At 44.2% G+C, this 8,792-nt stretch carries 11 protein-coding genes and 1 pseudogene; 6 read left to right on the forward strand and 6 right to left on the reverse strand.

Annotation, left to right across the window (positions count from 1 at the left end):
• Positions 1–278 (reverse strand): Rossmann-fold NAD(P)-binding domain-containing protein (locus tag ACKI5B_RS01235; RefSeq protein ID WP_486401658.1); only part of this gene is annotated, 278 nt, incomplete at its 3' end.
• A gap of 279 nt (positions 279–557) precedes the next feature.
• On the opposite strand from ACKI5B_RS01235, the pseudogene ACKI5B_RS01240 reads away from it, so the two are divergent.
• A pseudogene (locus ACKI5B_RS01240) lies at positions 558–1,051 on the forward strand (EamA family transporter).
• A 38-nt stretch (positions 1,052–1,089) separates the two neighbouring features.
• Here the strand turns inward: ACKI5B_RS01240 and ACKI5B_RS01245 are convergent.
• From ACKI5B_RS01245 to ACKI5B_RS01255, 3 genes are all read right to left on the reverse strand, one after another.
• Positions 1,090–1,926: an aldo/keto reductase gene (locus tag ACKI5B_RS01245; RefSeq protein ID WP_407425133.1), complete on the reverse strand. Its 837-nt coding sequence runs from the start codon at positions 1,924–1,926 to the stop codon at positions 1,090–1,092.
• Positions 1,927–1,969: 43 nt separating this feature from the next.
• Complete coding sequence (locus tag ACKI5B_RS01250; RefSeq protein ID WP_407425134.1) at positions 1,970–2,440, reverse strand: cyclophilin-like fold protein; 471 nt, start codon at positions 2,438–2,440, stop codon at positions 1,970–1,972.
• Positions 2,441–2,586: 146 nt separating this feature from the next.
• A complete protein-coding gene (locus ACKI5B_RS01255) occupies positions 2,587–3,672 on the reverse strand; it encodes an alpha/beta hydrolase (protein ID WP_407425135.1) in 1,086 nt (361 codons plus the stop codon).
• A 119-nt stretch (positions 3,673–3,791) separates the two neighbouring features.
• Between ACKI5B_RS01255 and ACKI5B_RS01260 the strand changes: the two genes are divergently transcribed.
• The 4 genes from ACKI5B_RS01260 to ACKI5B_RS01275 all read left to right on the forward strand — a co-directional run bounded on the left by ACKI5B_RS01260 (position 3,792) and on the right by ACKI5B_RS01275 (position 6,309).
• Positions 3,792–4,667 carry a LysR family transcriptional regulator gene (locus ACKI5B_RS01260; protein ID WP_407425136.1) on the forward strand — a complete coding sequence of 292 codons (876 nt, stop codon included), beginning with the start codon at positions 3,792–3,794 and terminating at the stop codon, positions 4,665–4,667.
• Between the two features lie 81 nt (positions 4,668–4,748).
• The gene (locus tag ACKI5B_RS01265) at positions 4,749–5,054 is read left to right on the forward strand and encodes an ArsR/SmtB family transcription factor (protein ID WP_407425137.1); all 306 of its coding nucleotides are present in this window, start codon (positions 4,749–4,751) and stop codon (positions 5,052–5,054) included.
• An 11-nt stretch (positions 5,055–5,065) separates the two neighbouring features.
• On the forward strand, positions 5,066–6,067 hold the full coding sequence (locus ACKI5B_RS01270; protein WP_407425138.1) for a permease: 1,002 nt from the start codon (positions 5,066–5,068) through the stop codon (positions 6,065–6,067).
• An 11-nt stretch (positions 6,068–6,078) separates the two neighbouring features.
• Positions 6,079–6,309 carry a thioredoxin family protein gene (locus tag ACKI5B_RS01275; protein WP_407425139.1) on the forward strand — a complete coding sequence of 77 codons (231 nt, stop codon included), beginning with the start codon at positions 6,079–6,081 and terminating at the stop codon, positions 6,307–6,309.
• 51 nt (positions 6,310–6,360) lie between these two features.
• Here the strand turns inward: ACKI5B_RS01275 and ACKI5B_RS01280 are convergent, their stop codons facing one another.
• Positions 6,361–6,873, reverse strand: coding sequence for a YiiX/YebB-like N1pC/P60 family cysteine hydrolase (locus ACKI5B_RS01280; RefSeq protein ID WP_407425140.1), 513 nt, complete (start codon positions 6,871–6,873; stop codon positions 6,361–6,363).
• Positions 6,874–7,401, reverse strand: coding sequence for a nitroreductase family protein (locus tag ACKI5B_RS01285; protein ID WP_407425141.1), 528 nt, complete (start codon positions 7,399–7,401; stop codon positions 6,874–6,876).
• Between the two features lie 381 nt (positions 7,402–7,782).
• On the opposite strand from ACKI5B_RS01285, the gene ACKI5B_RS01290 reads away from it, so the two are divergent.
• Positions 7,783–8,712 (forward strand): helix-turn-helix transcriptional regulator, encoded by a 930-nt coding sequence (locus tag ACKI5B_RS01290; protein ID WP_407425142.1) that lies wholly within the window; start codon positions 7,783–7,785, stop codon positions 8,710–8,712.
• Positions 8,713–8,792 lie beyond the last annotated feature (80 nt).

Genomic DNA, 8,792 nt, shown 5'->3' on the forward strand with positions numbered 1-8,792 from the left:
CGGGCTTCAGTTCCAGAAAGAAGGTCACAGAGGTGAGCGAGTGACTTAGGATGATTCGGCAATTCTGCTTCTGCCCATGCACCGAATGCATCTACCACAACATCAAAACCAGCAAGGTCATCTTTTGTGAGTGCAAACAAATCCTTCTGAACAAAGTTCTTTGCACCGCTTTTGTTTTCGCCGCGTGCGAATCCTGTAACTTCAAGACCAGCTGCCTGAGCTTCTGCAACAACCAGCTTTCCAACCTTTCCATTTGAGCATACAACTGCTACTTTCATGTGTGTCTCCTCGGGGAGTATTTATCCCCCATTTGTAGATTTGTAAGGCGATAATGCCGTGCACGGATGCACGGTGAAAGCAAAGAGAGAAAATTCTGTTTGCCTTCAGGTGAACAGAATTTTCTCGTACGAAATAAAAATACAAGGATGTATTTTTATTTCGTAGTTCTAATCATCTTACAATAAGTAATATAATACAGAGAGAGTTGTAATGTCAATAGAACAAGTAAAATTTTTTTGAAATTTATTGAATCATCAGGTTTTATTCATTATGTTGGAATTATGTGGCTTTTATTTGCGATTGGTTCGGCTGTATTTGCGGCCCTTACTTCGATTCTTGCAAAAATCGGCATTGAAAATGTGAACTCAAATCTTGCTACGGCTATCCGTACTGTTGTGGTCGTGGTTATGGCGTGGGGAATGGTGTTTTTGACTCATGCGCAAACTGGTCTTACTCAAATCGGCAGAAAGAACTGGATATTTCTGATTCCAAGCTGATAATGAAATGAGCAGCTTGGAAAACGGCTGAGTCAAGGCTTTAAGCGAAGCGTGCCTTGACCAGACGTATTCTTTCCGGGCTTGCGACAGGGGCGAGCTGGCTCTGCTATTACAAGGCGCTTCAGATGGGCGAGGCGAGCAAGGTTGTTCCAATCGATAAGTTGAGCGTTGTCCTCACTCTGATTCTCGCTTTTGTTTTCCTGCATGAGCAGTTTACGGTAAAGTCTTTGATAGGCTGCGTGCTCATTGGTGTGGGCACTTTTTTGATGATATAGAAAAAGCCGGCAAGACCCCTGTCGCACCAACAAGCAGATTACCAGTTCTCGTATCTTCTGCCAGTGTCGAGCGCAGAAAGTTTTTTCATCTCGCTGTCTGTAAGTTCAAAATCCCAAATGTCAAAATTTTCTGCAATGTGTGCAGGATTACTGCTTCCCGGAATGGTGAGAAAGCCTGCCTGTATGTGCCAGCGGACAATAATCTGTGCTGCGGTCTTTCCGTGTGCTTTTGCGATTTCCAGAACGGTTTTGTTCTGCAGGTGTTCTTTTGTGTGACCGCGGCCTCCGAACGGATAATAACTTTCAATATAGATATTTTGTTTTGCTGCCCAGTCTCGCAGGGCATTGTTTTGGAAGAAAAGGTGATTTTCATTCTGTACGACTGCTGGCGGAATATCAAAATCCTTAATAAAGTGACTGACAGTTTTTTCTGTGTAGAAGTTCGAGATTCCGATTGAACGGATTTTTTCTGCTTTGACGGCACGGCACATCGCCTTATACACTGTATCATCATTTCCACCATGCTGATGGAGGAGAACCAGGTCGATGTACGATACACCAAGTTTTTGCAAGGAATCATCAATATCTTTGTCGGGTGTACTGGTCCACGGAACGAGTTTTGTGGTGATAAAAACTTCCTCACGCTTACAGATTCCGTCTGTAATGGCACGGGCGATTGCGTTTCCAACTTCTTTTTCGTTTCCGTAATATCTTGCAGTGTCAATCAGACGATAACCGGTTTTGAGGGCTGCATACACTGCATTCTCGCAGGTTTCGCCGGTGAGTGTCCATGTGCCTAGTCCAAGCGTGGGCATTTCGTATCCAGAATTGAGTTTTACCGAGCGCGGAGTTTCCGCAAAAGCAAATGCTGCCATACATACCGCCGTTATAAGAGTGATTAGTTTTTTCATATCTGTCCTATTCAGCAAGAGTGAAAGTGACTTTTCCGCCGCTTTTTTTGAGTGCGTCCAGTAATCCTGTTGTATCGCTGATTGTGCCAAGGTCGGTATAGCTGTAGCTTGTGGAAAAGGATTTGTAGAAAATTACAAGACAGCTGGAGCCGTATAGCTTTATGTCCCCTGCATTAATTGTCCGTGGATTTTTGCCTGCGGTTGGAAGTGAATTGTCCAGATAAACGTAGTATTCGTTTCCGTTCAGTTCGTTCATGTCGAGGGTAATAGGAAATTGTGATACAAGCGCGTGTGTGGTTGAGTTGTCTGCAAGTGTGGCGGAAAAAGTCTTTGTTCCGATTGTTATGGTGATGTTCATGGTAGCTCCTGAGTCTTCGGTGGATTCCGCTGATGCAATGGCTGGGCCCGAATTCCCGTTTGCACAGGCGGTCATTGTAAAAAACAAAAGGGTTGTGAAAAGCAGGATTATTTTTTTCATGGAAAACTCCTTGTGTTAGCGCTGGTAGCCCCGAAGTACCTGCCGAATGGCAGGTATGAGCGTTAGCGAAGGGCGGACATAGCGACCCCGCGCTTGCGCGGGGTAACGCCCATCGTTTTCGGCGTTATTTGAACACCCAAATATTTCTATTTCAAATACTTCTTGTAGAATTCCACCAGCTTATCAAACGGAATGGCATTGTTTTCGCCGCCGTCGTACAAATCGGTATGGCTTGCTCCCGGTACGATGACCAGTTCCTTGTTGTCGCCGGTCAGACGCTTAAAGGCATCTTCGCCAAAATAACGGCTGTGGGCTTTTTCGCCGTGAAGTACCATAACGGCACTGCGGATTTCGTCTGCGTAGGCGAGTAGCTTTGTGTTCAAAAGCGAGGTCGATGCAGTAACATTCCAGCCGCCGTTTGAATTAAGGCTTCTCTCGTGGTATCCGCGTGGAGTTTTGTAGTATGCGTGATAATCTTTAACGAAATAAGGTGCGTCTGCAGGAAGAGGATCCACAACGCCGCCTCCAAGCTTGTAAGTTCCGCCTGCCTGGATTGCCTTAAAGTCGCAGGTTCTCTGAGCCATGAGAGCCTTGCGCGCTTCGTTACGTGCATCTGCTGTGTTTGCACTTTCGAAATATCCGTTTGCAGTAACGCGGCTCATGTCGTACATTGTGCTTGCAACGGTTGCCTTTACACGGGTGTCGATTGCGGCCGCATTGATTGCCATTCCGCCCCATCCGCAGATTCCGATGATGCCGATTTTTTCCGGGTCGATGTTCCCGCGGGTTGAAAGGTAGTCTACTGCTGCCATAAAGTCTTCGGTGTTGATGTCAGGGCTGTTCATGTAGCGTGACTGGCCGCCAGATTCGCCTGTGAAGGAAGGGTCAAATGCGAGTGCGATAAAACCGCGGCTTGCCATCTGATTTGCATAGAAGCCTGATGACTGTTCCTTTACCGCTCCGAACGGGCCTGAGATTGCGAGGGCTGCGTTTCCCTGTGACGGTGCGTCTTTTGGCGCGTACAAGTCGCCTGCAAGTTCAATTCCAAAGTGATTGCGGAAAGTGACCTTTGTGCGGGTCACGTTTTCTGCGAGTGTAAATGTGTAATGTTCTGTCTTTTCGATTTTTGCTGATGTTGAATCTGCCATAACTGCTCCTTTCGAGTTTGTGCATGAAGTTGCGCTGAGTGTCAGTGCAACGCCTGTGATTAAAAGTGATTTTGTGAGTTTCATAGTGCCTCCTGATGATTTTAAAATACAACAGTTTGCAGGATATTACCAATATTTTGTTTCTATCACTAGATATGCTTTTTATGAATGACTGAATTAACAAACCATGCTATACTGATTTCATGGAACTTCGGGTATTAAAATATTTCCTCACAGCCGCACAGCTTGGAAACATCACAAAGGCGGCGGAACTTTTGAATGTGACTCAGCCAACGATGAGCCGTCAGATTAAGGACTTGGAATATGAGCTTGGCGAAAAGCTTTTTGAGCGCACGAACTATGCAATCCGCCTGACACCTGCCGGGGAGCTTTTGCGCGAGAGGGCAGAGGACATTCTTGCCATGTCCGAAAAAACGGTGCTCGATTTTAAAGCCCTAAAAGAAGATGAAATTACCGGCGACATTGCAATTGCCTGCGCGGAATCCCGCAACATCAGTTTTCTTGCAAAGTGCATACAGAGGCTCAAGAAGCAGCATCCGAAAATCCGTTACCATCTGTATGCCGGAGACAGCGAACGCGTTCTTGAAAAGCTGGACAAGGGACTTTTTGATTTTGCGGTGATTGTCGAAAATGTCGATGTTGAAAAATACAATTCGCTTACGGTTCATGCCGTTGACCGCTGGGGCGTTGTAATGCGGAGGGATGCTGAACTTGCTGACCGGGACTTTATTGAACCAAAAGATTTAATCGGAAAGCCTCTGATGGTGTCGCGTCAGGCACTGGCTGCTGACCTTCCAAAATGGTTTGGCGATGAGGTTTCAAAATTAAATGTGGTTGCAACGCTTGATTTGTCTTATAACGGAAGCGTGCTTGCCCGCGAAGGCGTAGGCTATCTTTTGACCTTTGACGGCCTTACCGACACGAGCTCAGATTCTCCGCTCTGCTTTAAGCCGCTTATGCCCGAACTTACTACAAGCATGTATGTGGTCTGGCGGCGTGGTCAGCAGTTTACGCGGGCGGGCGAAGTGTTTCTGGATGCAGTAAAGACTGTGTGTTAAAATACGGCACAAGAACATATTGACACTTATCTATATGTCTTACTATATTACACATAGATACTTATCAATATGAGGTAACTTATGACAGATTCCCAGATTGCAGAATTTTGCAAAGCTCTTTCGGATGAAAACCGTGTAAAAATCATAAAGATGCTTACTGGCGGCGAGCTTTGTGCCTGTAAAATTCTTGAGGCATTCAATATAACCCAGCCAACCTTGTCGCATCACATGAAGCTTCTGACAGACTGCGGTCTTGTTTCGGCTCGTAAAGAAGGTAAGTGGTCGTATTATTCAATTAACTGCGAAAAGTTTTCTGAGTTTAAGACAGTTATTTCTGATATCAGTTGTGCAGAAAGTAAATCTGGCTGCTGCTGTTCAGCAAAATAAACGGATTGCCTATGTGGAATTTCATTCAAAATCAGATTCTTGGAATGGCGTGGCTTAATTCGCTGATAACATTTCTGCTGACGAAAACCGGCATCGATACACAGACTCGTCTTGGCGGAAGTCTTGTATTTTTTGTTTATGATGTAATAAAAATCACGCTTCTGCTTTTTGTTCTGATTTTTATCATCTCGTATATTCAGTCGTACTTTCCGCCTGAGCGAAGTAAAAAAATAATGGGTCGGTTTAAGGGATTTTCTGCCCGTATTATTGCGGCTCTTATGGGAACCGTAACACCCTTCTGCTCGTGTTCTTCAATTCCAATCTTTATGGGATTTACACAGGCCGGGCTTCCTTTAGGCATCACTTTTAGTTTTTTAATTTCGTCGCCAATGGTTGATTTGGGTTCTTTAGTTCTTTTGATGAGTATTTTTGGCTGGAAGGTTGCTTTAGCTTATGTTGTTATGGGACTTGTGATTGCTGTAGCCGGGGGAACGATTATTGAACATCTTCATATGGAAGATCAGGTTGCAGATTTTATCCGTAATTCAAAAAACTGCTGTAGCGAAAATACTATTGAAAAACCTTCTCAAAAAGAACGCTTAAAATCAGCAGAGGATTCGGTGAAGTCCACACTCAAAAAAGTCATTCCTTATATTCTGGCTGGAGTTGCGATTGGAGCCTTCATTCATAACTGGATTCCGCAGGAGTGGATTGAAACTGTGCTTGGAGAAAAAAATCCGTTTGGCGTGGTGCTTGCTACAATCCTTGGAGCTCCTATGTATTCAGATATTTTTGGCTGCATTCCGATTGCGGAAAGTCTTTTGTCAAAGGGTGCAATGCTTGGAGTGATTTTGAGCTTTATGATGGGAGTTACAACTTTGAGTCTTCCGTCTCTTGTGATGCTTAAAAATGTTATCAAATCAAAACTGCTTTTTGTGTTTGTTGCGATTTGTGTTCTGGGAATTATTCTGACAGGATATTTTTTCAATGCCGTTCAGTCGGTGTTGTTGTAAAAGAGGTTGATATGAAAGTAATTGTTTATGGTAGCGGCTGTAAGGGATGCCAGACCCTTCATCAGAATGTAATTGATGCACTAGCTGAATTGAATATTGCGGCAGATGTAGAATACATCACAGATCTAAAGAAAATCATGCTGGCCGGAGTGATGAGTATGCCAGCCCTTTCTGTGGATGGAAAAACTGTTTCCAGCGGCAAGGTTTTAAGCGTGGAAGAGGTTAAGAAGTATTTAGCTTAATTTTGCGATTGTTCTGAAAAAAGAAAGCAAAGTGGAAGGAAGGATATGCTCCTATTCTATTCTTCCAATAAACTTGAGCTTCTTACATTCCGCCAATTGACCCGGATTTGTTCCAGGCTGATTGAACGGAACCGGTACTCCGAGTTCTTCATAATACTTCTTCCAATAATCAGAAACTTCCTTTTCGCCGTCGCCGAACTTCATGGGGATCAGGTCAAAAATCGGGAGGATTTCTGCGATGTACTGGGAGCAGTAAAAAGTGCCGTTGTCCGGGTAAAAGCTGTGATTGTAGGCTGCGCCCAGATATTTTTCTGCACGTTCCTTTATGATTTCGGCATCAATCTGCGTGTAGCGGTAAACAAAAACTTCCTTCTTTTCTTCGGCAAGGTATTCTTCAAGATTCTGCTTTGCAACTCCAAGTTTTCGGGATGCGTGATAGAGCAGCCCATCAAAATAAATGCCCACATGGCTGTAGGTGGCTGTGGTTTCGATAATTGCCTCTGAGAAATCTGAGCTGTCGCGCATAAAAATCAGGTCGCCGTTTTTGAGGGTAGGGATGGTCATTTATTCCGCCCAGACAACGCGGTCTTCTTTGCGTGGGGCTGGCTTTGGAAGTTCGCCGTCCATGTAGCCGAGTGCGCAGTGGCCGATTCCTTCCCATTCGCCTTCGATGCCGAGCTGCTTTAGGATATCTTTTCCTTCGTCGCTTTCAAACTCTTCTTTTGCGCGGTGAATCCAGATGCTGCCGAGTCCGAGTGAGTGAGATGCGAGCATGAGGTTTCCCATTACGAGAGAGCCGTCGTAAACTTTGTTGCGCCAGTCTTTTTCTGAAAGCACGATGAGCATTGCCGGAGCTCCGTAGGACGGATCAAAGCCTTCGTCCCAGCCACCGATTTTACGGTTCATTTCGCTGATTTTGTCGCGAAGTTCTCTATTTGTCACAACGATGATTTTTGTAGCCTGCTTTCCCATGCCGTTTGCAGCATAGAGACCAGCTTCAACCATCTGTTCGAGGTCAGCTTTTGATGGAAGTTCTGCCTTAAACTTGCGTATACTTCTGCGTTCTTTCATTGCTTTGATGATTTCGTTCATGTGAGGGCTCCTTATGGAGTTTTTTATTTTATTATTATAGCAGATAATTAATAAAATGATTAGAACTGCTCACATTGTACTTGGGTATTTTTATTGAAAACTATGATATTTATTATTTTCCTTTAAAATCTTCTAACATTGATAAATCATATTTCCATAAGAAAAGCCTGGAGAATAATCCAGAACTTAATAAACATATTCCTATGCTCATTGGAATGCAACTTTCATGCAGTTGTTTTATCGAAGCAGCAATTAAAATAATTGAGAAAAGAATAAATACATATTCTGAATCAAAGAAAAGTTATAAATTGCAAAGAATTATCTGAAAGAACCGGAAGAGTATTTACGGGTTAAATTGAAATTTTATGGTACAATATAGATATGGCAGAAAGAGAAGACAGATTCAGGACACATCGTATTATTCAGATAGATGAAGACATAAGGTCCGGTGATTATACGGGCATTCAGTTTTTGATGACAAAGCACGGGGTAAGCCGCAGAACCATTTTGCGTGATATTGAGTTTTTGCGCGACAGGTATCAGGCTCCGGTGGAAAATGACCGTACCAGAGGCGGCTACTATTATACTGACCCGACTTTTGCGATTAAGAATGTGCTTTTGACAGAGGGCGACCTTTTTACTGTGAGCACGGTTATGCCTTTGATGGAGCAGTACAAGAATACTCCGCTTGAAAATCAGTTCCGCCACATGATGGGAAAAATCAGCGAACTTTTGCCTGAGAAGGTGAGTGTGGATTCAGGCTTTTTGAACAAGGATGTAAGTTTTATAAGCGATCCGCTTCCTTCTATTGAAGAAGGGGTTTTTGAAAACATTTTTGATGCTATTAAGACTCACCGCGTTTTGAACTTTGAATATCGTTCGGTGAGCAGTCAGGAATATAAAGCCAGAGTTTTTGATGCCTACCATGTTCTGTGTCAGAAAGGGAACTGGTACGCTTTTGGATATGACCACGTGGCAGGCGAGAACCGCATATATGCTTTGTCGCGCTTCCGCAATATCAAGATTACGGATGAAAAGTTTACTGTGCCGGAAGGTTTTGACATCAGCAAGGAAGTTGATTTGAGCTTTGGTATCTGGCACAACAAGGATGCCGCCGAGACTTATGAGCTTTTGTTTGATAAAAGCATGGCAAATTACATTCTTGAGCGAGAGTGCCAAAAAGATTCTTGGGAAGTATCAAAGGTAGGGGAAAGCCTCGCTAGAAACTTCGCACATTCATGCTCGTTGCGAGAACCCCTGCGCCCGCACGTCGTTGCGTGCTACCCCTTCTACGGGGGAAATCCCCCGTAACGCCCCCTTTAATAGAATTATGAGCAATATATTAATAGGCACCAGCGGGTACGATTACCCTGAATGGAAGGGCCTTTTCT

It is taken from the genome of Treponema sp., from assembly GCF_045657965.1.
GTDB lineage: Bacteria > Spirochaetota > Spirochaetia > Treponematales > Treponemataceae > Treponema_D.